This window comes from Candidatus Nomurabacteria bacterium (genome assembly GCA_023898425.1).
GTDB lineage: Bacteria > Patescibacteriota > Patescibacteriia > 2-12-FULL-60-25 > 2-12-FULL-60-25 > HK-STAS-PATE-2.
In genome coordinates, this window is sequence record CP060222.1 from 580,270 (window position 1) to 602,829 (window position 22,560).

The following is a 22,560-nucleotide window of genomic DNA, read 5'->3' on the forward strand; positions in this document are numbered from 1 at the left end:
TTTTAATCTTGTTTTTCGCTAGCTTTGAGTACTGCTGAGATGATCTTCATCTTTTTTCCAAAAGTCCTGCCTATTTCACTAATAGACCCGGTACTTACCAATTCATAGACCTTCATCGCCTCTTCATTCGTAATCTCTCCCTTTTCTGCAACCTCGTCTAGCGTAAGTTTTAACGTATCTAACGAATATTCCGTTGTCTTTGCTTCTTTCTTTCCTTTTTCAACTGCATTACCAATATTTAATGTTGTTTGCTCAGCAAGAAGGCTCCGTAAATAACTTTCAAGTTTTTTCTTATCCAAGCCACCTACTAAGGACAACTCGCTCGTTATTTCTTCGATAGATTCTGCGTTGTCCTTGGATGTAAGTAGAAACGAAAAATTCGTTAGATCTGGCTCACCTTCTTGGCGATATGATGATGCGGTGTCAATGTATGAGGCAAAAAGCGCTAACTGTTTATGCTCTTCACTTAATTCACCAAAAAGTTTTTTATAGGTATCTGGTTTTACCTTTTCAAATTGATAAGCCGCCTCATGTAGCTCAATTGCTTTCAATATTTCTACATCGACTACTCCTTCATATTCATCGCCAACATGCTCAGCACCATGCTCACCATGCTTTGCGCTTTCTGTTTTACGTCCATTTTCATTTTCTATTCCTTGATGGTAGTACGAGACTCCTTTGATACCTTGAGATGAGAAAAATTCGGCCATCCGTTGAGGATCTGACGTCTCTTCATTGCTTAAACCATGTTCGGAACGAAATTCTTCGATATTTCCTTCCCATGCTCGTCCCTTCTTTTCGCCTGCTTTAGGATCCCACTGAATACGAAGTAGATCCGGCTTACTAATATCGTGCAAAAAAACATACTTTTTAAGCGTATCTCCATATTGCTTCACAAGCTCATTAAACGAAGCACGTGTTTTTTCAGGCAAGTTGCCACCTCCCTCTCCACGGTCAAAACTTTCGATCACTTCAATCATTCTGTTTAGATGAGTATCCATTAATATACCCTCGTTGTGATATTCACCCCATTGCGGCACCTCAAAGCTTCTCGTAATTTTTTCGCGTAGCGCTTCATAATTTTCACCAGAAAACAATCGCTCTACTTCAGCCGTAAGTCGCTCTAGACGCCCTGGTCTCTGTTCTTTTTTCTGCCGCAATTCGCTCAGGTGTAAGAAATTTAAAACCCTCCTTCTTTTCACTACCTTCATTTTGCTGTGTCATACGATATTAATGTTATATTTAATTAAAACTAATTTAATAACCCATTTCTGTCATTATAGCATCAATAGCCTTGCGTGCATCAGGAGACGGCTGATCAAGGTCACGAAATGCGATATTTTTAATCATTTTAACTAACTTACCTGTTGAGCTCGCTTCAAATGACTTGCCCGATTCCGAAACGCGTTTATTAATATAGAGATCAATGCGACCGCTCGTATCATAAAAACCTCTTTTAAACGCTTCTTTTGCTGTTCTTTTGCCTCTGAGTTTTCTTGACCAGCGTTTGGTGCGGATGCTTTTTTCGTCACTCGCCTCGACCGGCGAAAATTCTTCAAATGCAGGTGCAATAAACCTTCTAGAAATTTCTTGAAAATCTTTTTCTGTCCAGTCATCACCAAAGTTAGCTTTGTCTAAGCCTTTTACTTCTCTCCCTATAGACATCATGTCTATTTTGAGCATCATTGCGTCAAACACAAGAGGCTCCTTTTCTTCAAGCTCCTGCAATGATTGCAGTCTTTTCATAAAGTTTTTTGGCAGTCTCCGTGCCATGATAACGTCTCCTTTTGGAAACTTATCCGTCGTTGATAACTCAGCGGCAAATCCATGTCTACGCAGATACTCAACACGAGCCATATCAATCTTCTTCATCGCACGATTGCCCTCTTCGAGACGTCTTAGCGCCCGTTCTCTTGCCTTTCCTGGTTGCTCAGGTATCTCGGTATTTGTAAGGTCAGAGCTATGACATAGGTCTTCCCATTCATTTTGACTAAATCCATAGCGCGCAGGCTCACTCGCCGCTTTACCCTGACAACAAGTCATCGCTACTAACATACCGCTTTCTGATTCTCTCCACTGAGAGATAATATCATCCGTAAGCGTCCCACAAGCATGCTTTGCCACAACCATCGCGTCTGGCGTTATATGCGCATCCTGTAAATAGCCGGTATTATGAACAACGATCTTTTCTAAATCCTCGCGAAAAGGAAGATAGTCGATAATTGTATTCATAAATTCTGATACGCCCTCTTGCGGATCTACGATTTCTGTATGAGTAATATCTTTGCCACGAGAAAGCAGCTCCGTTGTCACTGCCAGCCCTAAATCTCCCGCTCCACCAGCCATGTCTACAACAGAATGAATATTATCTGGCAATACATCAAAGTTTGCAGCCATGAGCTCACTCACATGCTTTAACTCATCGACTTTTTGCGCCATTTTTTCTGATATCTTTTTTCGTAATAATTCTCGGTCCTGCTCCGAGACTTTTTTGCCTTGAGTTTGACGCTTTTTCTCTAATTGCCTTTGCGCATCCATAAAGACATAATTCGCGCGGATAAAATGTAGCTGATTGTAAAATTCGTCTCTTGGACGAGATAAAGCCAATGATGAAGAGAGTTCTTTTTTAACAGGGTCTTTTGAACGACGTAGAAAACCTTCCGGTAAACGATCTTCTCGCATCCCAAGCTCTTCACGTGCGGCTTCGGTTGTTTGCATTATGCGCGTGTGGCCAAGCGCATCTTCTGCAATTTCGATCGCTTCTCTTTTTTCATTCGTAGCTCTTACTATCGAAGAAGCAAGATCAAAGCTTCTTGTGAGAATAACTAAAAGACCAGGATGCACCTTTTTAATGACTTTTTGACCTTCACTATTAACAAAATACGTTACCATTCTCTCTGGATCACGTTCATCCGGTGCTACGAGTTTTTCTAAACCAACTGATTCAATACGAGTATCATCTATTTCTTGACGCGCTCCAACATAGACCCAACCTTCTGCGTCTTGAACAATACCCGCTTCGTATCCACTAATCGCCATAGGCAAGAAAGAAGCAAAACCCTCACCAATAGGTACACTTTTTTCTGTATCGTCTTTTTCAAAACGAATATTTTTCGCTGCTTGTTCTAAAAGTTGATTTTGGGCATGCGCAAAATATTCCTCGGGATCATTTTTTGCCTGAGTAAGCTGTGATTTTATTCTTTCGATATCCTTGCTAAATTCTGCGTCGTTTAAGTCCCGCTCTCGTTCATATCCTATCGTTTCAGCTCCAACCAACATAAACCACGCCTTCATCTCTGGTGATTCTGGCTTTGCCAGCTCCGCTGCATATCCCCATGGCCCTGTTTGCTGGATACCAACACAAAGCGCTACTAACTCATTGTAAATACGCTTAGATTCTTCTGGCGTAGCTCCGAGCTTTTTTACGACATCTTTTACGAGCGAATTTGTTTCATTATAAGCTAATATACCAACTTCATTTAACCCTATACGTAAACGATCCTGGAGGGACTTTATGCCGTACTTCTCTGCAAAAGCATCAAGCTGTTCACCAACAACCTCCTTTATATCAGAAGGAGTCGTTGCTTTTGGTACAAATGGATTTTCTTTATTCATAGGATTTTAGGTTGAAAGCGTACGCTGTGTTATGGATGATTCTGCTACATTCTTCCATTCAGACTCTAGGGCAATATCTTGAGTAAGTCGGAGCACTTTCTGTAGCTGACTTCTTATGGCCTGTAGATCTTCATATCGCTGTTGGCGTTTAGCCGCCGTTTTTGATTGAGTGTCTGCTGTTTTCGATTTTTCATCTTGCTGGAGCTCATGTAATAACTCCATTTGTAAATGTATTTGTGAATACGCTTGTTCGACGAGTAAGCGCCTTAGTGGATGACTTTCTGTTATGGGCTTATCTTCCTTTGCAACGAGTTTGAATGTATCTTCTTCTGCTCCGAGCACAACGATAGGCATAGATGCTCTTAGCTCTTTTGGTTTGTCGTGTTCATACTCGATACGTGACCGTAAATACTTGATCTGACAATTTGCTTCTATTTTCTCACTTTTCTTCATAAACACTCTAAAATGTTTTGTTGAGGTAAAGTCTATCGCCATCCTTATAGGTTTTTGGTCATCATCAAGCCATTCTACGTAGGCATCTGCTCCTGATATCCAATCATCATAATCCGTTGTTGGAGACATCTCTCCGCCAAACCATTGATGCTTCATAGCGACCGTTGTTAAAAAATTTTCAAACGCAAAAGCATCCGGGCCATCAGTAAACTGCTGGCTCAAGCCACCACGACTCATTTTTTTCTGCAACAAAACACTATCTCTTAGCTTTGATGTCTCTGAAACATGCGTAAACGACTCTATATTCGGACGTTCTACTGCTTTTCCTTCTCCCGAAGTCTTGTACTGATCAAAATAATGCCAGATACTTTTTGCAGTCTCTGCAGAGTGAGTAAGAAATGGATTTAGAAAGCGAGACTCTGACATAGCAATAACCCAATGATAGCACCCGATCTTACAATATAAAACCCTTCCAATCGGAAGGGTTTTATATTGACTGTTGCCTACGTTTAACGACTAATACTACCGATATTTACGAATGGTGTCGCACCGCTACCCATAACTGATGGGAGTTTACCATCCCATTTTTCAATGGCGCGTAATTCTAGTACCGCTGGACTGGATTTAATTGCCTCTGACTCAACGCGCAACGCTTCTGCCTTACCACGAGCTTCTGCGATACGTTGCTCTGCCTCAAACTTTACCTGCTCAAGACGATTACGCGCTGTAAGCGCAGCTTGCTCAGCCGTAACCTTGGCTTCAATAGCTGCATTGAATGACTCAGAGAAATCAAAGTTTACAATATTAAAGTCATCGATTTCGATACCACGAGGCGTGAGTTTTGTTTGAAGGAGTGATTTCATCTCTTCACGTACCTCTTCGCGACGAGTCACGAGCTCTTCTGCTGTAAACTTGGCTGTTGTTGCTTTAACCGTCTCTTGAAGAGCAGGGTCGATGATTCTTACTTTGTATTCAGGTCCGACATCACGATACATCGCTACAACCATCTCTGGCTTAATATGAAAGTTGGCAGCTACGGTGCTTTGTACGCTCTGCAAGTCTTTTGAAGCTGCTGTCGCCTCAACCTGCTCTTTTTGAAGACGAACGTCCATTACGGCAACGCTCTCAACAATAGGCATTCTGAAATAAAGACCTTCAGACACTACGCGGCCTGTAACAGCGCCAAAACGCAACATCACACCACGGCTACCCGCAGGGATCATGCCAAACGGAATAAGAGAGAAAAACAAGATAACAGCCAAAAGGCCACCAACAACCCACGCAATAATTTTAGGAGTACTCATATACGCTAACATTAGGATTATTATGGATAAAATGCAAGAAATCAAATGACCCCGCCCGACACACCCACCCAGAAGTAGGCGAGGTGTCGGACGAGGTCGAGAGATGAGACTATTCACGCACTGCAAGAAATCGATAGCTACCGTTGAATCCGTGGTTGTCACAGGTATCATACAGCTGCAGACCAAGGCCTTCTTTGCATAAGAAGGGCGCTTCGGAAAATCTCGTTATGGAACCGAGAGCGAGTATCCGATGCTTTAATCTCTCATCGGGGTACGCTTTATCGAAGCTCATGAGCTCTTCATAGAGAGCCGGCCGAACTTTATTGTAAAACATTAACCCCATTACTTCACTAAACGAGTCTAAATCATTAATGCGAACATACTCGAATAGAATCTCGCGATTCTTCGTTGATACATTCTTACAAAACTCAATCGGAACAAGCCTCCTATCCTGATTGCGAGTTTCTCGACCCGGCTTAGTGATCGTTTTGTAGCCCGAGTTAAGGTAGTTAGGAAATCGACACTCTAACTCCACGAACTCTGGCTGAACGTAGACGACAAATACCTTGAATACCGACTTACCCTGATTTTTGCTGTATTGTTTCCAAATTTATCCTTTCGCACTGGCTTATACTTCGCTCTAGTCATTAGCGCCCTGAATTAAGCCACCGCTGTATAAATGTACGTGTATTGTATTACCATAAATTGCCTCTTTTGTCAATTTACGAAGAGATATAAAAACTCCCCTTTCTGGGAGATTTTGTTTCGGATGAAGCAGATTAACGCTTGCTCCACTGTGGGCTCTTACGAGCTTTCTTGAGACCAAACTTTTTACGTTCTTTTGCACGTGGATCACGGGACATGAAGCCAAGCTTCTTGAAGACCGTGCGGTAGGTTGGATTCAATTCGACCATGGCACGTGAGATGCCGAGACGAATGGACTCTGCCTGACCATTGATACCACCGCCAATGACTTGAGCGCTGACATCAACAGCTGTTTCTTGACCGGAAGCCTTGAGAGGACCGCGAACAATTTCGCGACCTTCGTAGGTGGTGAAGAATTCTTCCATCGGGCGACCATTGACGGTAAAGAGGCCTTTGCCGTTTTTGATAAGATAGACCTTTGCAACGGATGTCTTGCGACGACCCAAGGCGTAGATATAGGAACCATCTTTGAAAACGGTTTTTTCAACAACGGTTTTTACTGGAGCCTTTTTTGCTGGCGCTTCTTTTTTCTTGGCAGCAGCACGAGGCTTTGCAGCAGTCGTTGTCTTCTTTTTTGTTTCTGTAGTAGTAGCCATATTAAACGATGATGAGACGCTTCAAGCGATCGACTTGAGTCTTGTTTTTAGGAAGCATGTACTTCACAGCATGAATCAATACTTCGCCTGGGTTCTCTTTCATGATTTTGGACACTGGGCGCGCCTTTACACCACTTGGGCGATTAGAGGAGCGGTAGTGAACAGCTGTCTCCAGCTTTTTGCCGGTAAGAACAAGTTTGTCAGCATTTGTGACTTTTACGATAGCACCCGCATCGATATGTGGGACATACGTAGCCTTGTTTTTACCAACGAGGATGTTTGCTACTTTTGTAGCCAAACGACCGACTACTTGTCCAGTAGCGTCGATGGTAACCGTCTCGCGGTTAATTTGCGGCATGCCGCTCGTGTTCTTCCAAGCCATATAATTATTTCACAAGCTGGATCTGTGCGATCTCAGCACCGTCACCCTTACGGGTTCCGAGTTTGATGATACGTGTGTAGCCACCTGGACGCGTTTGATAGCGTGGGCCAAGTTCTTCAAGAACCTTGTTCACAGCCGTTTCGGTCATGAGGGTTTTTGTGAGTTGGCGGCGGTTGTGCAAGCTCTTCTCCTTGCCGCGAGTAATGAGACGTTCAACCAATGGGCGAACGGCTTTTGCTTTAGCGAGGGTTGTGTTCACGTGCTCGTATAAAACGATAGACGTGGCCAAACCGCGAAGAAGGGCTTTGCGAGGACCGGCTTTACGGTCCAGAGTCTTTTTTACTCGTCGATGTCGCATATCCTTAAGTTAAGTTTAGAATTAAGCCGTTTCTTCGGCGTAGGCCAAGTTATTTAGAACCTGGAAATTGTCCTGCAGAATCGTGACTGCCTGATTGACCGCGTCGAGCGGATCAAGTGAGCCATCTGTTTCTACGCGGAGCGTGAGTTTATCAAAGTCGATCTTATCACCGACACGTGCCGCCTCTACCTTATAAGAGACATTGAGCACTGGGCTGAAGAAAGCGTCGATGGCAATGGTGCCAAGTTCGGCTTTTTCTTTTGAGCGGTCATCGGTTGAACGATAGCCACGACCCGGGGTGATTGTCACTTCCATCTCGAGCGTTGCGGAAGCATCCGTCAACGTTGCGATCTGTAAGTCTGGGTTTACAATCTCTACTTGCGCGTCTTTGACAAAGTCACCTGCTGTCACGACTTTATCGCCTTTGACAGAAAGAGTGAGCTTGACTGGCTCTTCGGAGAAGAGCTTTACACGCACCGCTTTGAGATTGAGAATGATTTCGAGCACATCCTCCTTCACGTTCTTGATTACCGAAAATTCATGATCGGCATTCTTGATCTTCACTGACGTTATAGCTGCGCCAGAGAGGGAGGAAAGGAGCACACGACGAAGAGCGTTGCCGATCGTCGTCCCGTAACCTTGCGTGCAAGGCTCAACCGTGAGGACACCCTCATGAGGGCGTTCGCCACGATTAAACTTAATCTTATTTGGAAGAAGGATGGAGTCCATAGAAGGGGCAAGGGGTTAGCGAGAGTAGAATTCGACAATCATCTTGACGTCGAATGGTTGCTGAAGCTCCTTATCCGTCGGTACACCTGTGACTTTCACAGAGAGAGTCTTAGGCTCGACAGCAATCCAGGACAGTTTATCAGATTTTGAAAGTTTTTCCTCAGCATCCTTCCACAAGGCGCTGTTGCGCTTGTTTTCGCGGATAGTGATGACATCACCAGCGCGTACACGGTAAGAAGGGATATTGTGCTTTTTACCGTTAAGAAGGAATTGAGCATGTGAAACCGCCTGACGTCCTGCAGCTCGTGTTTTTACCAAACCTGAGCGGTACACAACGTTATCGAGACGAGATTCAAGCGCTTGGATGAACTTGACACTAGTATCACCCATCTTGCTTTTCATTTCTGCAAAGAGATTGGAGAACTGGCGTTCGTTCAAACCGTACATACGCTTCGCTTTTTGTTTTTCGCGCAATTGCTTGCCGTAATCGGTCATGCGAGTGCGACTGTCGGGGCCATGTACGCCCGGAGCGAACGGACGTCTGGTCAAGGCGCGCTGATGCTTGCTAGCATCGGAAAGCGCAATCCCCTCACGACGGGATTTTTTGGCGGTAAGTTGATTCTTTTTCATAGGACCATTCAGCCTTTAAGAATATGGATTAAACGCGACGTGGGCGCGGTTGGCGGCAGCCATTATGTGGAATAGGGGTAACATCCTTGATTGTAAGGATACCAAGTCCGTTTGCATTCAAGGCACGGAGGGCGCCTTCGCGACCCTGACCGACACCACTCATGAATACGCTTACTTCTTTGAGACCGTAGTCTGCTGCTTTTTCGACAGCGTCCTTAACGATCATAGATGCAGCGTATGGAGTTGCTTTTTTAGGACCTTTGAAACCCTGTACACCAGCACTGGACCATGAAAGCGTATTGCCGTTCATGTCAGTAAGGGTGACGATCGTGTTATTGAAAGAAGCATGGATAAACGCCTTTCCTTCAACAACTTGACCTCGAGCTTTTTTGGTTTTCGCTTTTGCTTTCGCTTTAGCGCTTGCTACCTTGCCTTTTGCGGCGCTTTTGGTAGCGGATTTTGTTGATTCACTCATAGATTAGTCAATTGAAGTTTACGTCTTTTCAAGCTTACGTTTACCAGATCCCATTGTCTTGCGGACATTACCGCGACGTGTACGGGAGTTTGTTTTTGTACGTTGGCCACGAGCAGGGAGACCCTTATTGTGACGAGTACCACGATAAGCACCGATTTCTTTAAGGCGCTTGATGTGACCAAGAACTTCACGACGAAGTTCACCTTCTACACGATGCTCCTTTTCTACGATTTCACGTAGTTTGTTTGCATCTTCTGCTGGAAGGTCTTTGACACGAACAGCTGCATCCAAGCCTGCTTGAGCGACAATGCGCTGAGCAGTAACGGTGCCGATGCCGTGAATATAAGTGAGCGCAATATCAATGCGCTTTGCTGATGGGAGGTTTACGCCTGCAATACGAGCCATAGTATGGGATAAAGGTTAGCCTTGACGCTGCTTGTGCTTCGGATTCTTTTTACAAATCACGACCACTCGACCTTTTCGGCGAGTTACTTGGCAATCGCGGCACATAGATTTGACCGAGGATCGGACTTTCATAATGACGAAGTTTTGGCTAAGATAAAATGTTTCAGTGGGCTACAATCTAAAGGTTATACGACCTTTTGTCAAATCATACGGAGTTATCTCTACTTGAACCTCGTCTCCGGGGGTCAAACGAATGCGATTCATACGCATTTTTCCTGCAAGATAACACAAAATTGACTGTCCATTATCGAGCTTTACCTTAAAGGTTGCTGATGGGAGGTTTTCTTCAATCGTCCCCTTTACTACCAAGAATTCTTTGTTAGGAGAGGACGGTTTGGCCATAGGTGTGGATAGATGTAGACATGAAAATAATAATAAAGATGAAAGTATGATAACCTAGCAAAATAATTGCGTCAACCAATAGATAAAATAGAGACACCCCCCGAGAGCTGATCTACGGGGGGTGCGAGCCGAAGTCTGGCCTCTTTTACGCGTCGATGGGTTTGGGGTGGGTATAACGCACAAAACAGTGTTCAGACCTCTTGAGAGGCTTAAGCATTATCTAACCAGCCGTGGAGAGGTTCTGCTCAAAGCATAAAGGTGCTGGCCAGGACACCCACTTCTCCAAATACCATCGAAATGATTCCATGAGATTTGGTGAGCTGGGTGCCTGACGAGAAAACGCTAGCCAAATCATGCTCTTTTGTCAAGAATGGCTACATAGAAAAAAGCTCCTCAAGTAAAAACTACAGAGGAGCTTATTTGTCAGAAAGGACTTCTCACTAAAGTCCGAGATGTGGGGTTGAATTGAGTCGACGTATCCCCCATCCATGTTTTAGATGATATTCAAACGTCGTGATTGAAGTATTGTGAATGATATAGCGCCATCCAACCTCAGGTCGACACCCTGAGTACAATGCATGAAATGCACCGATGGCACGGCCATGCGACACGATCATCCCATGTTCTATGCCCTGGTCCGACATCTTGCTAACGGCGAGATTGAATGCCTTCATCATACGCAGTCCAACCGTACGCATCGATTCGCCACCCGGTGGGGTGAAATCTAGATCGCCATCGGAGAACTGTGCCCACAAATCAGGATTTTCGTTCTTCACCTCTTCGATAGATCTCCCCGTCCAATCACCTCGATGAATTTCACGAAGATCCTGCGAAAGATGAATTTCATAACCTATACCAGCAAGCCTTGTTGTGACAATCGTCGCTGTACTGTGAGCACGCATGAGATCTGAGCTGGCAAAATATCCAGGCTGTAGCCCATTTCGTTGCAAACAATCCCCTAGCCTCTCTGCCTGATCGCGTCCACGCGCCGTAAGCGGTGGATCATATACACCAAAGTATCCAGGCTTTGTATTTGCCTCTGATTCGGCATGTCGAATCAAGTGAACTTGCATCGCGTTTTCTGGTTGAAGAATATCCATTGCTCTCTCCTTGTTTTTCGCCAAGTACTTAGTTGAGTTCACTTATCTTTTCTTTTAGCGCCACCACATTAATAATGAAAGCCATCTGACCCCAGAAATAGACTTGTTCGGAAGTGGGTCTTACTTCAGGAAATCCATTTTTTAATAGGAGTCCCTGGTAAAATAGCAATTCATCATCGCTCATACCCACCAAACGAAAGAGCGCTGTGGCATCTTCATATGATGTGAGTAGAGCAACTGAGTGCTGAGCATCTGAATATTTGATGCCAATAGCAACGTATTTTTGCTCTACCCCATGAAAGAACTTGAACTCACAGAGCTGCGTTCTTCTTGATAACAATGTCTTTACTATTTGCTTAGACGATGAGAGCTCTTTCATTTTCTGCAAGCGCTTGCAGAGATAACGCGACTCCTCGTGATTATAGCTTCGTTCAAGACCTGTAGCAGGTGACGAGAATACCTTACCCGAGAGAACCGTGCGATCGATGTCTTCTAGATATCTTTGAGGTAAATAGTCGCGATGATCTTTGAGCATCAAAGCAAGCGCATTACTATCTGCGATATACCGCCCCGAGAATTGCTGGCTCTCTGGATCAAGAAATATCACCAAACAACCCTCAACAAAGAAAAAGATGTCGTGAATTCGCGTCATGATCTTTGTGCCTTTGTTTAAAGTTACCAGTCGCTTTTATCTAACGCTAAAGAAAAAAGAAGGTCAAATGACCTTCTTTTTACTTTTGTGGACCAGTTACAGTTGCTTTGATGCGACGGACACCTGCCGAAACTGCCTCTTCTTTGACGAGTTTAAAGGATCCAAGCTCGCCCGTGTGTGTGACATGTGGACCTCCGCAGATTTCTTTTGAATAATCCCCCACTGTATAGACCGTGACATTACCACCAAGTTGAGCGTATTTATCCGCAAAGTAACCAAGCGCACCCATATCTCTTGCCTCGTCTGTTGTATATGCTCCTGAGGTAACAGGAAGGTCGCGACGAATGGCGTCATTAACCATATCCTCTACACGTTGCTTTTCTTCGTCCGTCATTTTTTGTGGATGTGAAAAATCAAAGCGTAAACGCTCGGCCGTGATATTAGAACCTTTTTGCTCGACGTGATCACCAAGAACGACTTTTAGCGCTTTATGCAATAAGTGCGTTGCTGTGTGTAAGCGCGTGGTTTCTTCGCTGTGATCAGCAAGACCGCCTTTGAAAGCACCCGCAGAGGCCGTACGCGAAAGATCTTGGTGCTTTTTAAATTCTGCAGCAAAAGCTTCTTTGTCGACTTGTTTACCGTTTTCTTGAAGTAATTCTTCGGTAAGCTCAATTGGGAATCCGAAAGACTGGTAGAGCAAGAATGCTTGTTCACCAGAAACCTCACCTTTTGCCATCATCTTTTCGAGCTCCTTCATACCGTTCTCGATGGTACGGCCGAATTTTTCTTCTTCTTTGTTCATCTCTTCGATGATGCGTTCGCGATTGTTTGTAAGCTGAGTATAGTGATCACCAAAAAGACGAATAACTTCATCAGCGATTTTAGCGGTGAACATTTCGTTGATACCAATGCGTTTACCTTCGCGAATTGCACGACGTAATAATCGACGAACAATATATCCCTGACCAACATTTGAAGGCGCTACTCCGTTTTGATCACCAATCACAAAGGTCGCTGCACGAATATGATCCGCAATGATGCGATAAGAGCGCTCTGCCTCTTGTGGAGTTTTCTCAGCTAGCGCATTAATAGCGTCAAAGATTGATTGAAACACTTCAATATCAAAAACCGTCGATGAACCTTGTTTGATTGTAGTGATACGCTCAAGACCCATGCCTGTATCAACGTTCTTTTGTGCGAGTGGCTCAAAAGTACCTTCTGCCGTTTTGTTGTATTGCATGAAGACGTTATTCCAAATCTCGACAAAACGACCGCAATCGCAGTTTGGATTACAGACAACGTCAAAGCCTTCTGTGTGAGGCAATCCTGTATCATAAAAGATCTCGGTATCTGGACCGCATGGACCGGTTAACCCAGCAGGACCCCACCAGTTTTTCTTTTTTGGATACGCGTAAATACGTGCGCCCTTTTCTGTTTTGGTTGGTTCGTCTTTTTCTGAAACACCAACCTCGGCAGTAATGCCGGCTGACGCAAACGCTTTTTGCCAAAGCGCGATAGATTCTTCGTCGCGAGGTGCGTCAGCATCACCTTCGAATACCGTCACGTAAATACGTTTTGGATCTAAAGCAAGCCCTTTATCAGATGTTAAAAATTCAAAAGAATAACCGATTGACTCTTCTTTAAAATAATCACCAAGCGACCAATTACCCAACATCTCAAACATGGTGAGATGACGATTGTCCCCTACCTCGTCGATATCATCGGTACGCAAACAGACTTGCGCATCGGTAAGACGCTTGCCTGATGGATGAGGAGTACCGACCAAAAAAGGTACGAGCGGCTGCATGCCAGCCGTCGTAAATAAAACGGTAGGGTCATTCTCAGGCACAATCGATGCCGAAGGAATGATGACGTGGTCCTTAGATTTAAAGAAATCAAGGTATTTTTGGCGAATTTCAGACAATGTCATAAGAAAGTGGAATGTGCTGATCCTACCGAAAAGAAGGGTTTAGAGCAAGAATAGATCTTTCGCCTCAGAGTCTAGTGTTATTTCTTTACCTACCCAATCAACATCTATCATTGGAAGTCTAAGTATGGGGATATGATATTCGCGTGCCACGATCGCCATATGAGACAAGGTTCCACCAACTGAAGTGATAATCCCTCTTAACTTTGGTAAATAGCTTGCTAAGTCAGGCGTTAATTCGTGCGTAAAGAGTATTGGATCTTGTACTGTATCGATCTGTTCAAGCATCACAATTATGCCCTTCGCTTTACCTGCCGATAAATAGAGCGATTCACTTGGTCGAAACATTGCCGTCGATAGGCGTCTCGGTAGCCCATACTGTGGCTTTGCTTGCCTTGTTGTTAGTACGTCTGGTTGATATTGCTTTAACCATTCTCGTAATGCGTTCATAAGCATTACCGCATACCAACGACCGTATTCACGTATTGCATCCGCATAAATAGCTGCTGACAAATATCGATCTTCTAAGCGTAGAGATTGTTGATTATTCTTTGGTCTCACAAGAAACTGCCTAGGCAAAAAGACGCTCGTGTCAGAGAGACTAAAGACATTGCCAATCACATGCATTGGAGCCGCTATTACATCTTCTGCATCGATTAGCTCATGTGGCTTAAGATGTGGCCAGCGCTTTTTTGCAAATTTTGCATCCTCCAATAGACTCGTAGAAAGAAGATTTGCTGCAAATACACTTTCATATTCTTGATAGATCCAATGCAACATCTCATCTAATGTAGTTACTAATGGCGCTTGAGTAGAATGCATTTTATTACGAAGCTCATTTATGAATGGCTTTGCTTGAAGTTTTGCTCTTTGTAATCTTGCTTGATTGAGCCATCCTCGCAAACCACCTTGAAACAAAGCGCGCTCAATAGCCGTATCAACAAAAACGGTTTGCCCGATCACACGTAAAGGACTCGTGATTGTGCCTTTTATACCGAATCGTTTATAGGCGCGTTCAACAGGTCCATCTTTTTGAAAAAGACCTTGTAGCAACTCAAGCATAAAGGCATCCGCGTGAGGCGCTAACTCTGCATAACCATCTTGCACATAATCATAAGCATGGCGCGGCAGCGTTTCTTCTATTTTTTGAAAAAATCGTTCTTGTTCTACGTTTATTGTTGTGATTGGCCGTGATTGTAAAAGATATGCCTCGTGGTTTACCACACACCACTCGATATCTTGAGGCATGCCAAAGAATCGCTCAACACTTAACGCGAGCTGGCATAAACGTTTATCAACTCCCGTTAATGCCGGTTGATAACGCCTTGGATAAAAGCTCGTGTCTGGTGTTTGCTTTCCAGCTACTAACATTTCTCCAAATCCTTTTACCTGATCACACTGAATGCAAAATGGATCTATAGGTGATCTTGTAAATACTACGCCCGCGACATCCGGTAGAAGGCAATGTTGCACGATAAGCGCATGACGAGCATTTGGTGCGCGTTCTCTATTTGATGCTGACACTTTTTTTATTGCATCTAGCAACCCATCAAACGCAACTGGTAGCAATGTCATAAATTGCCCCGCCATAGAATGACCTGCTTGATCTTCTATGTCAGAAGCAGAACGAACGGCAAAAGGACCGTCCCCAATTTCATTTTGGATACGGCTTCTCTCCTCATCAGTCCATTCGTTTTTAGAATCAACAAGGTTTATTTGCTGAAAACCAATACAGAGAAAATTTGGTACTCGAAAACCTACGTCTTTAAGACGATGTAACTGGTACGCTTTTGAACCAACATTGTTTTGCTGGATATCATCTTTATCGAGAAAGATCATAAGCTCCTAGTACTTGATACCCTCGCATATACAATGTTTGTGCAATTATTTTTGCACCAAAGCAGTTCGCGTATTGCTGACAGATTACCGTAACCGATGAGTTTTTTGGGATTAAAGCGAGGCTATTTTCAACATCGGTATTACTTGTTGAGAAAAGCGGGATACGAACAATGCTATCCTGCGGGTCAGCAAGAATCTGATACTCTTCACGAGCATCGATCACGACAGGATTTTTTTGCATACTCTTTTGCCAATCCTTTTTTGATTTTATATCAGCGAATTGCGGGTAAGTTTCAAAAAATGAGAGCGTTCCTGTCCAGATGCCGTGATACTCATTTACCCAACTATTTACACCATTTTCTAATGCATAGGCTTGATAACCCTTATCACGTAAAGCGCTGGCAATCTCACTCCCGCGACCACCGCTCCAGCAATAAACGACAATAGGTTTATCTAACGGTAAATATAATTCAGGATGTTCGATCGCATCAAAACCGCGCACATGGATACTGCCAGGGATATACCCATTTTTTCGTTCGAGGTTTTCGCGCGCATCCAAAATCACTATATCTTTCTTTTCTTTGATCCAATCACCAACGACCGCATTCTTTATTGAAAGAGGTGAATTTTCTGCCTTTTCATCAACTGAAATGGTTTTTATCTTCTTTGAAGAGAGTAATTTTAATTTCGCTGGTTGGCCATTGGTCATCAAGACCTCTTGAACAACTTCGTAGAGATCTAATACGCCATATTCACGAATAGCAACGAGTAACTGCCGCTGAGTCGCAGAAACTGGCTTCATTTGTAAAACATCAATATGAAGCGCGTTTTGATACCAGCTTATAAGTTCAGCCTCGCTACTTGCGGCTCCGGTCATCGCAAAAGCCTTACTAAATTGCTTATGATCAACAGCTTCGTAATACGAGGCAACAAATTGACTATTTGTGTCTTGCGGTAAAGGACTATAAGCAATCCCTAAAAGCGCTGCAGATTCTTGCGGTGATGTTTTATACTTTGATACGAGTGACGCAACAAGCTGCTCTTCTTGCGCTTTGTAGAGTTGGTAGTCCTCAAACTCTGTTATTGGTTGCGTGCTCGTTACGCTTGTTTGGGTCGTGGTTGCCGTAATGATGGTTGATGTCGCGTTATATGGATCATTTCCCTTTAATGGCGTTCGCGTACTAAGCCACCAATACAAAATACCACCTCCGATAAGGATCCCAATGATGATAGAAAATACCACAATAAATACCATTCTATATTTGCTTGCGCTAAATCTTGCAGAGAGAGCCGCCAAAAACTTAAGAGCAGCGCTGTAAAAAACCGAATAACTGCATCCCTTGCGTGATAACACTGGTAACAATCTCTGGCGCAGGTATCGCCTGTGCTTTTTGTGGCGTCCAAAGAAGTAGAACAGCCAATAGGCTCAAGAGGAGGGCTTTTGCATAGCGTTATTCTACCTAAACGTCACCGCCCCGTCATTATGACAATAAAAAGCCCCAGTTACCCGGGGCATTAGTTCATTTCATGACATTACTAGTTATGCTTAGGCACAATATCGTAACGCTCATGATCGCGACGTTGATTTGTGAGCAGGCTTTCAATCTTGATATCGCAGCTATAGAGCAGTGTTGCTATCAGAATGATTCGCTCTTTTTTATTCTTCAAAGCAAGGAGATATCGCAACGTTGAATCGAGGTCAGAAACCCGCTCCATCCGTTGCACGGCGCAGATTAACGCCTTCATCTTTGTCTCTGTAGCTGACATTTGCTCAAGATAGCAAATGAACCTACTCTGAGCCGTATCCAAATAAAAATCACAGTTTCCGCAAAACAGAAGCAGTATCTCATCGCGTACTACATCGTCTTCGATACGATGTAACTCATTCTTAAAGTACCGACGAAACTTATCTCGATGCTCGAGATACAAAAGGCGCGCGAGGTAGAGCCCTGTGCCTCTATAGTGCAAACTATTTAGCTCATCGATGACGGTTCGACAATGCGAGACTGGTTTCTGCCAAGCCTGATAGACATGATATGCATCCTGCCAGTGACAAAGCTCCTCTTTTGTGAGCGACACCGATCCTAGAGTCGTGACATCGGTGTTGTGAAGGAGTATTTCTCTCATATCACCGAGAGACTCGCATACTTGTGCATATTTCTTGATCACATCAGGATCCATAGATAGCGTCACCGAGAGCACCCGCATCGCTTCCGCTATTATGAGCACGTGCTCGTAGAGCGGTACGTCTATAAGCTCCGTCGCAAAGGATTGCAGCACCGTGCGTGCGATCGTGCCGTTATCTTGTGATTTTTTCAAAAGCAAGGCCTGGGCATGAATCACCGTTTCAACGCTATTTACACTGCGTAATGAATGATTCACTCTGCGCACTGGCCGCTGCAAAACAACGCACTTGGTCAATGCGTTAATAAGACTAGCGTCCGCCTCAACGTCTTGCCGAAGAATGGCATCAATGCATTTTATCGCTAACGCGCTATAAATACTTGATTCTTTTTTTGGAAGATTCAGCAAACAATCTACAGGATTAGTGTCTGCGCCTGAGAACACCTGATCATTAACGGCATGAACATAATCATTCATGCCAAATGTCTTTTTCCAGACCTCTTTCTTGAGGTTATAATGTCTCTTGTATTTGGGATACTTGTCAGTAATCCCTTGCATAAAGTTCGTGAGCATTATGATATCAATACCACTTGGCGGAGTTTTGTATCCTCGCTTACTTCTTTTCATCAGATACTCCTTTTCAAAGTGCAAAACTGTTTATTTTATTATAGCAAAATGACGTTTCTGTCAATGCTTTGATTGCCGATGCAACATCTCCGCTTGGTTTGCAAATACTTTTAACAAAGAAACATCAACTTCTGGGATTTGATTTTCGTCTAGGATAAGTAGTAAAAATGCCTTTGACGAATGCACACCTTCTGACGGAATCACCAGAACTTCTTTACCATCTTCTGAGGCGATAAAGGCATGACTTACGCCGCGCTCAGGAACAGCTAAAAGATCTTTATTTGAAACTTTAAAGACAAATTGATGCCCAGTGCTATGCGTATGTTCTGCTTCGGTTCTGAGGTGTGGTGTATCAATAATACGTAACAAGCAAGCTTTTGCCCCAACAGATGCGCTCGCATGTGTAACAAGTGCTTGAAAAAGATCTTTTGACCAACCCTTACCCCGAATAAAGTTTAACGAGGTTTGATTAGATACCTTTTTTAATAATTCAATTTTTCGGTTAATGGTTCCGATATAAGCATAGGACTCTATCAGTTCTTGTTTGGTTTTATCGTGATTCATCTCTTCTGCTTTTTCTTCTTCGAGGTGTTCTTCGATGAGACGACCATAGGCTACAAAAACACCTAAGCCAACCATTCCAAAGAGAAAAATGGTAAATTCTTCTAATGCCGTTTCTGAAAGCCCAAAACGCCCTTGTGAATGCAACGATGGAGCAAAGATAGCCAATACAAAACAAAGAAGATAAATAGCTATCATCCAAGCAAATCGTCCTGATTTATTCTTCATGCTGTGAGTCTACTGATAAATCCTCCATGAAGCCACCCCCGAGACATTCGTCGTCTTTATAGAGTACCGCGGATTGACCTGGGGCTAATGCCCAAACCGGTTCTGCAAAGACAATATGCCAATAATCTCCTTGTTTTTTGATAGAACACGTCATCGGTGTTTGACGATAACGAATAGCGCACTTTACCTCCACTCGCTCAGAATCATCCCCTGGCCCTTCTGAACCCCCCGCCCCCACACTTGTGGGGGTTCTAGATATCCAATGAGTATTACGCAACAAAGCCTCAGATGAATACATGAGCGGGTCTTCGCGGTCGTTTACGATAATGAGCTCGTTTTTTTTGATATTCTTTTTTGCGACATACCAGCTTTTGCTTTCGCTCGTTACAAGCAAGCCATGTCTTTGACCGATGGTATAAGCATCAAGCCCATCATGTTTGCCAAGTTTTTTGCCGTCTTTATCAACAATATCACCTGGTTGTGCCTTGTTCTTTTTTCGTAAAAAATCATGAAAATCAATTTTTCCAACAAAGCAAATACCTTGGCTATCAGGTTTTTGCGCTGTAGGTAATTCAAATTTCTTAGCTAAATCACGTACTTCATTTTTCTGTAAGTGACCGATAGGAAAAACGGACTGTCTAAGCGCTTCTTGTGAAACTCGGTGTAAAAAATAGGTTTGATCTTTGTTTTCATCCGCGCCTTTTAGGAGATACGTTTGACCGTCTTCATCTTCACGTAAACGCGCATAGTGGCCGGTGGCGATATAATCAAAACCAAGCTCTTTTGCCTTTTCAAAAAAGAGTCCGAATTTTATTTCTTCATTGCATAAGACATCTGGATTTGGCGTGATGCCATCAGCGTATTCTGCAAACATGCGATCAATCACGCGTGCGCGATAGGTCTCTTCAAAATCAAATGTATGTAATGGAATACCGAGTTTTGCAGCAACACGAATAGCGTCACGTCTTTCGCCGCGCCACTGACACTCACCTGTCCAAAGATCTACGGAGTCAGACCAGTTTTTGATAAAGCCACCTTCAACAATACAACCATGCTCAACGAGTAATGCCGCTGAGACACTCGAATCCACCCCGCCGGACATCCCGACGAGGACGCGAGCACCTTTTGGCGGTAAACGATTTTCGAGCATATTACTTACTTAAGACCTTGTGTTGTTTTTTGGCGCGATTGATACGCGTTGCTTCGAGGCCTTGATGCGTAACGCCTTCGGATTCTTCTACGGCAAGCTGACCGCAGGCAGCGTCAATGTCTTCGCCAAATGTCACGCGATGCGTTGCAGGTACGCCACGATCATGGAGCCATCGAACAAACTCAATACGATTTTCTTTATTGGTCGCATCAAATGATTCGGTTGGATGAAACTTGATAACATTTACATGGACTAGACGATAATCTGGACCTAAAATATCTGCCAATGCATTTGCCTCCTCGAACGAATCATTAATCCCTTTTAAGAGAAGATACTCAAACATGACTTTGCGATTTGTCTTTTCCATATAGGTATGGACTGCTGCAAGAAGTTTTTCGAGATTATACGGTGTATTGACCGGCATAAACTTATTACGCGTCTCATCTGTACCAGCATGAATTGAGATCGCAAGGTTTACTTGAAGATTTTCTTCGGCTAATTTCAAAATAGCAGGCACGATCCCACACGTAGAAATACTCATATGACGAGCGCCGAGGTTAAAGCCTTCGCCATCATTTAAGACGCGTAATGCCTTCATGACATTATCGTAGTTATGAAACGGTTCACCCATTCCCATTAATACAAGATTGGTGACTCTCTCGCCCTTATCTTCTTGTTTGAGCCAACGAGCAAAGTAAATCACTTGCTCGTAAATTTCTGCCGCTGACAGATTGCGCGTAAGTCCCATAGTACCGGTCGCACAAAAAGCGCAAGCCATCGCGCAACCAACCTGTGAAGAAACACAAACCGTATTACGCCCATCTTCGTGACGCATGAGTACGGCTTCGATTTTTTGACCATCATGACATTCAAATAATGTTTTTACCGTATCACCATGTGGTGCTGTAAGCGTTTTAACGAGCTTTAACGTGTCCCAGGGAGCTGCAGTCACACAAGCCTCACGCAAAGACTTACCGTAGGTTGTGACATCGTCCCAATTGGCGGCAAGTTCCACAAAATATGCCTGCTTCGCTTGCTTTAAGCGAAAGGCTGGTTCTTTGCGTTCTTTAAGTAATTCTTCGAGGGCGTGGATGTCCATAAAAATGGCTTTGTTTATAACAAAATACAACCACGATGTCAATGCGCAGAATCCTCATTTTTGACAAATATTATATTGACAAATATTACATTTTATGATAACTCCTTGGATGGATTCACTCTCAGTTAAAAAAGGAGATACGCATGAGTACGAACCAACGTAAACGTTCTTTAGCAAAGTCAAAACATCGAAAGAGCGATCGGCCCCGTTTGAATACGGAACCTTTGAATCAGATACCTCAGAAACGTTTGTTCTCATACAAAGTATTGTTGGTACTGATCGTTGTCATTTTTGGCGTGATCATCTGGAAGAAGCAAAGCTCTGCTGAGTGGCAATCGCAACACGCCGTTAATCAAACACTTACTGCGAATGATCGACGAGAACAAATCTTTGCGGAACGCTTCGCCAGAATGGCTCAACTTCACCAAACGCATACTCGACATATCGATATTCTTAAACCTCTCGCCGAGAATGACATGTTTGGATATCAGATCGTGCGCATGCTAGAAGATCGTGCCTACTACACGATCTTTGTTGGCAGCGGCGTGACAACGCGGTTGGCCGAGTCTCAAGAAGACTCGTTCAACAACCCTACTGCCAGGATCCTTGAGATCACTGTCTCGAATCCAGAAGAGCTTCGAGCGAACAGGTTCTTCGTACCCGCTACAATGCAGTACGCACGAGATCGTCAGCAGCTAATCCTGCCTGAAGAGGATCTTTTTACCGAACTGTGGTTTGGTTTGGGGATTGCTCATGAGTTGTCACATGCGCATGACCACCTTATCAGCGGGATCGAGCCCACTGTCGGCACCGAGTCCACCTATGCCTCCGGTGAACGTCGAGCCTATGAATTTGAAATCCGTCTACTGAAAAGAGCTCTGACTCAATCTGGTATGGCGAGGCTCATAGAGACAACAGCGGACGCCTTAGGACCAAATGCCCAGCCCTTGGTCATCACCAATCCGCCCCCACCTGTTTGGCGTGACCTTGTCGGGTTTCCTGCTCCTAGTCGATCAGATACCGAACTAGGAATTCGATGCGGGCTTGCCATCGTGGCGGTGAATTTCTATCTCATCGAACAGAGGGGTGGCGGAGATAGGGAGAAAGAGGAGTTTCTCACTACGCTTCATCAAACTCTAGGCATGCCAACGAACTAGTCACATACTATCTTTGCTTTAGCCATCACCTCGCGTGATGGC

Annotated in this window: 23 protein-coding genes; 1 reads left to right on the forward strand and 22 read right to left on the reverse strand. The window is 44.0% G+C overall.

Going from position 1 to position 22,560, the window contains the following annotated elements:
* Positions 1-2: 2 nt before the first annotated feature.
* From H6759_03400 to rlmN, 22 genes are all read right to left on the reverse strand, one after another.
* Positions 3-1,211, reverse strand: a complete 1,209-nt coding sequence (locus H6759_03400; protein USN52053.1) for a hypothetical protein — start codon at positions 1,209-1,211, stop codon at positions 3-5.
* A 46-nt stretch (positions 1,212-1,257) separates the two neighbouring features.
* Positions 1,258-3,615, reverse strand: coding sequence for a methyltransferase (locus H6759_03405; GenBank protein USN52054.1), 2,358 nt, complete (start codon positions 3,613-3,615; stop codon positions 1,258-1,260).
* Between the two features lie 6 nt (positions 3,616-3,621).
* Positions 3,622-4,494, reverse strand: coding sequence for a hypothetical protein (locus tag H6759_03410; GenBank protein USN52055.1), 873 nt, complete (start codon positions 4,492-4,494; stop codon positions 3,622-3,624).
* 83 nt (positions 4,495-4,577) lie between these two features.
* Positions 4,578-5,384: a prohibitin family protein gene (locus H6759_03415; protein ID USN52056.1), complete on the reverse strand. Its 807-nt coding sequence runs from the start codon at positions 5,382-5,384 to the stop codon at positions 4,578-4,580.
* Positions 5,385-6,151: 767 nt separating this feature from the next.
* On the reverse strand, positions 6,152-6,673 hold the full coding sequence (rpsI, locus tag H6759_03420; protein USN52057.1) for a 30S ribosomal protein S9: 522 nt from the start codon (positions 6,671-6,673) through the stop codon (positions 6,152-6,154).
* Position 6,674: 1 nt separating this feature from the next.
* Entirely contained in the window at positions 6,675-7,055 is a 381-nt protein-coding gene (gene rplM, locus H6759_03425) for a 50S ribosomal protein L13 (GenBank protein USN52058.1), read from the reverse strand.
* 4 nt (positions 7,056-7,059) lie between these two features.
* Complete coding sequence (gene rplQ / locus H6759_03430; GenBank protein ID USN52059.1) at positions 7,060-7,413, reverse strand: 50S ribosomal protein L17; 354 nt, start codon at positions 7,411-7,413, stop codon at positions 7,060-7,062.
* A 21-nt stretch (positions 7,414-7,434) separates the two neighbouring features.
* On the reverse strand, positions 7,435-8,142 hold the full coding sequence (locus H6759_03435) for a DNA-directed RNA polymerase subunit alpha (GenBank protein USN52060.1): 708 nt from the start codon (positions 8,140-8,142) through the stop codon (positions 7,435-7,437).
* 15 nt (positions 8,143-8,157) lie between these two features.
* The gene (gene rpsD / locus H6759_03440; protein USN52061.1) at positions 8,158-8,772 is read right to left on the reverse strand and encodes a 30S ribosomal protein S4; all 615 of its coding nucleotides are present in this window, start codon (positions 8,770-8,772) and stop codon (positions 8,158-8,160) included.
* 28 nt (positions 8,773-8,800) lie between these two features.
* The gene (rpsK, locus tag H6759_03445) at positions 8,801-9,247 is read right to left on the reverse strand and encodes a 30S ribosomal protein S11 (GenBank protein USN52062.1); all 447 of its coding nucleotides are present in this window, start codon (positions 9,245-9,247) and stop codon (positions 8,801-8,803) included.
* Positions 9,248-9,265: 18 nt separating this feature from the next.
* Positions 9,266-9,652: a 30S ribosomal protein S13 gene (rpsM, locus tag H6759_03450; protein ID USN52063.1), complete on the reverse strand. Its 387-nt coding sequence runs from the start codon at positions 9,650-9,652 to the stop codon at positions 9,266-9,268.
* Between the two features lie 15 nt (positions 9,653-9,667).
* The gene (rpmJ, locus tag H6759_03455) at positions 9,668-9,784 is read right to left on the reverse strand and encodes a 50S ribosomal protein L36 (GenBank protein USN52064.1); all 117 of its coding nucleotides are present in this window, start codon (positions 9,782-9,784) and stop codon (positions 9,668-9,670) included.
* 39 nt (positions 9,785-9,823) lie between these two features.
* Positions 9,824-10,054: a translation initiation factor IF-1 gene (gene infA / locus H6759_03460; protein ID USN52065.1), complete on the reverse strand. Its 231-nt coding sequence runs from the start codon at positions 10,052-10,054 to the stop codon at positions 9,824-9,826.
* A gap of 440 nt (positions 10,055-10,494) precedes the next feature.
* The gene (locus H6759_03465; protein ID USN52066.1) at positions 10,495-11,154 is read right to left on the reverse strand and encodes a histidine phosphatase family protein; all 660 of its coding nucleotides are present in this window, start codon (positions 11,152-11,154) and stop codon (positions 10,495-10,497) included.
* Between the two features lie 28 nt (positions 11,155-11,182).
* A complete protein-coding gene (locus H6759_03470) occupies positions 11,183-11,806 on the reverse strand; it encodes a hypothetical protein (GenBank protein USN52067.1) in 624 nt (207 codons plus the stop codon).
* A 79-nt stretch (positions 11,807-11,885) separates the two neighbouring features.
* Positions 11,886-13,736 (reverse strand): alanine--tRNA ligase, encoded by a 1,851-nt coding sequence (locus H6759_03475; protein USN52068.1) that lies wholly within the window; start codon positions 13,734-13,736, stop codon positions 11,886-11,888.
* A gap of 39 nt (positions 13,737-13,775) precedes the next feature.
* Positions 13,776-15,572, reverse strand: a complete 1,797-nt coding sequence (locus tag H6759_03480; GenBank protein USN52069.1) for a hypothetical protein — start codon at positions 15,570-15,572, stop codon at positions 13,776-13,778.
* A complete protein-coding gene (locus H6759_03485; protein ID USN52070.1) occupies positions 15,556-16,815 on the reverse strand; it encodes a rhodanese-like domain-containing protein in 1,260 nt (419 codons plus the stop codon). The genes H6759_03480 and H6759_03485 overlap by 17 nt, the downstream gene beginning before the upstream one ends.
* A gap of 293 nt (positions 16,816-17,108) precedes the next feature.
* Entirely contained in the window at positions 17,109-18,323 is a 1,215-nt protein-coding gene (locus tag H6759_03490) for a hypothetical protein (protein USN52071.1), read from the reverse strand.
* Positions 18,324-18,383: 60 nt separating this feature from the next.
* Entirely contained in the window at positions 18,384-19,112 is a 729-nt protein-coding gene (locus tag H6759_03495) for a hypothetical protein (GenBank protein USN52072.1), read from the reverse strand.
* The gene (gene mnmA / locus H6759_03500; protein ID USN52073.1) at positions 19,102-20,262 is read right to left on the reverse strand and encodes a tRNA 2-thiouridine(34) synthase MnmA; all 1,161 of its coding nucleotides are present in this window, start codon (positions 20,260-20,262) and stop codon (positions 19,102-19,104) included. Before mnmA ends, H6759_03495 begins: the two co-directional genes overlap by 11 nt.
* A 1-nt stretch (position 20,263) precedes the next feature.
* Positions 20,264-21,361, reverse strand: coding sequence for a 23S rRNA (adenine(2503)-C(2))-methyltransferase RlmN (gene rlmN / locus H6759_03505; protein ID USN52074.1), 1,098 nt, complete (start codon positions 21,359-21,361; stop codon positions 20,264-20,266).
* Between the two features lie 143 nt (positions 21,362-21,504).
* On the opposite strand from rlmN, the gene H6759_03510 reads away from it, so the two are divergent.
* Entirely contained in the window at positions 21,505-22,518 is a 1,014-nt protein-coding gene (locus H6759_03510; protein USN52075.1) for a hypothetical protein, read from the forward strand.
* Positions 22,519-22,560: the final 42 nt, after the last annotated feature.

Excerpts from the sequence above, each read along its gene's own strand:
- H6759_03495 (USN52072.1), bottom strand. The coding sequence starts at position 19,112 with ATGAAGAATAAATCAGGACGATTTGCTTGGATGATAGCTATTTATCTT.
- H6759_03405 (USN52054.1), bottom strand. The coding sequence starts at position 3,615 with ATGAATAAAGAAAATCCATTTGTACCAAAAGCAACGACTCCTTCTGAT.
- H6759_03475 (USN52068.1), bottom strand. The coding sequence starts at position 13,736 with ATGACATTGTCTGAAATTCGCCAAAAATACCTTGATTTCTTTAAATCT.
- H6759_03490 (USN52071.1), bottom strand. The coding sequence starts at position 18,323 with ATGAAAAGAAGTAAGCGAGGATACAAAACTCCGCCAAGTGGTATTGAT.
- rlmN (USN52074.1), bottom strand. The coding sequence starts at position 21,361 with ATGGACATCCACGCCCTCGAAGAATTACTTAAAGAACGCAAAGAACCA.
- rpsD (USN52061.1), bottom strand. The coding sequence starts at position 8,772 with ATGAAAAAGAATCAACTTACCGCCAAAAAATCCCGTCGTGAGGGGATT.
- H6759_03480 (USN52069.1), bottom strand. The coding sequence starts at position 15,572 with ATGATCTTTCTCGATAAAGATGATATCCAGCAAAACAATGTTGGTTCA.
- rpsK (USN52062.1), bottom strand. The coding sequence starts at position 9,247 with ATGAGTGAATCAACAAAATCCGCTACCAAAAGCGCCGCAAAAGGCAAG.
- H6759_03415 (USN52056.1), bottom strand. The coding sequence starts at position 5,384 with ATGTTAGCGTATATGAGTACTCCTAAAATTATTGCGTGGGTTGTTGGT.
- infA (USN52065.1), bottom strand. The coding sequence starts at position 10,054 with ATGGCCAAACCGTCCTCTCCTAACAAAGAATTCTTGGTAGTAAAGGGG.
- H6759_03510 (USN52075.1), top strand. The coding sequence starts at position 21,505 with ATGAGTACGAACCAACGTAAACGTTCTTTAGCAAAGTCAAAACATCGA.
- H6759_03410 (USN52055.1), bottom strand. The coding sequence starts at position 4,494 with ATGTCAGAGTCTCGCTTTCTAAATCCATTTCTTACTCACTCTGCAGAG.
- H6759_03465 (USN52066.1), bottom strand. The coding sequence starts at position 11,154 with ATGGATATTCTTCAACCAGAAAACGCGATGCAAGTTCACTTGATTCGA.
- rpmJ (USN52064.1), bottom strand. The coding sequence starts at position 9,784 with ATGAAAGTCCGATCCTCGGTCAAATCTATGTGCCGCGATTGCCAAGTA.
- rpsI (USN52057.1), bottom strand. The coding sequence starts at position 6,673 with ATGGCTACTACTACAGAAACAAAAAAGAAGACAACGACTGCTGCAAAG.
- H6759_03400 (USN52053.1), bottom strand. The coding sequence starts at position 1,211 with ATGAAGGTAGTGAAAAGAAGGAGGGTTTTAAATTTCTTACACCTGAGC.
- rplQ (USN52059.1), bottom strand. The coding sequence starts at position 7,413 with ATGCGACATCGACGAGTAAAAAAGACTCTGGACCGTAAAGCCGGTCCT.
- H6759_03470 (USN52067.1), bottom strand. The coding sequence starts at position 11,806 with ATGACGCGAATTCACGACATCTTTTTCTTTGTTGAGGGTTGTTTGGTG.
- mnmA (USN52073.1), bottom strand. The coding sequence starts at position 20,262 with ATGCTCGAAAATCGTTTACCGCCAAAAGGTGCTCGCGTCCTCGTCGGG.
- H6759_03435 (USN52060.1), bottom strand. The coding sequence starts at position 8,142 with ATGGACTCCATCCTTCTTCCAAATAAGATTAAGTTTAATCGTGGCGAA.
- rpsM (USN52063.1), bottom strand. The coding sequence starts at position 9,652 with ATGGCTCGTATTGCAGGCGTAAACCTCCCATCAGCAAAGCGCATTGAT.
- rplM (USN52058.1), bottom strand. The coding sequence starts at position 7,055 with ATGGCTTGGAAGAACACGAGCGGCATGCCGCAAATTAACCGCGAGACG.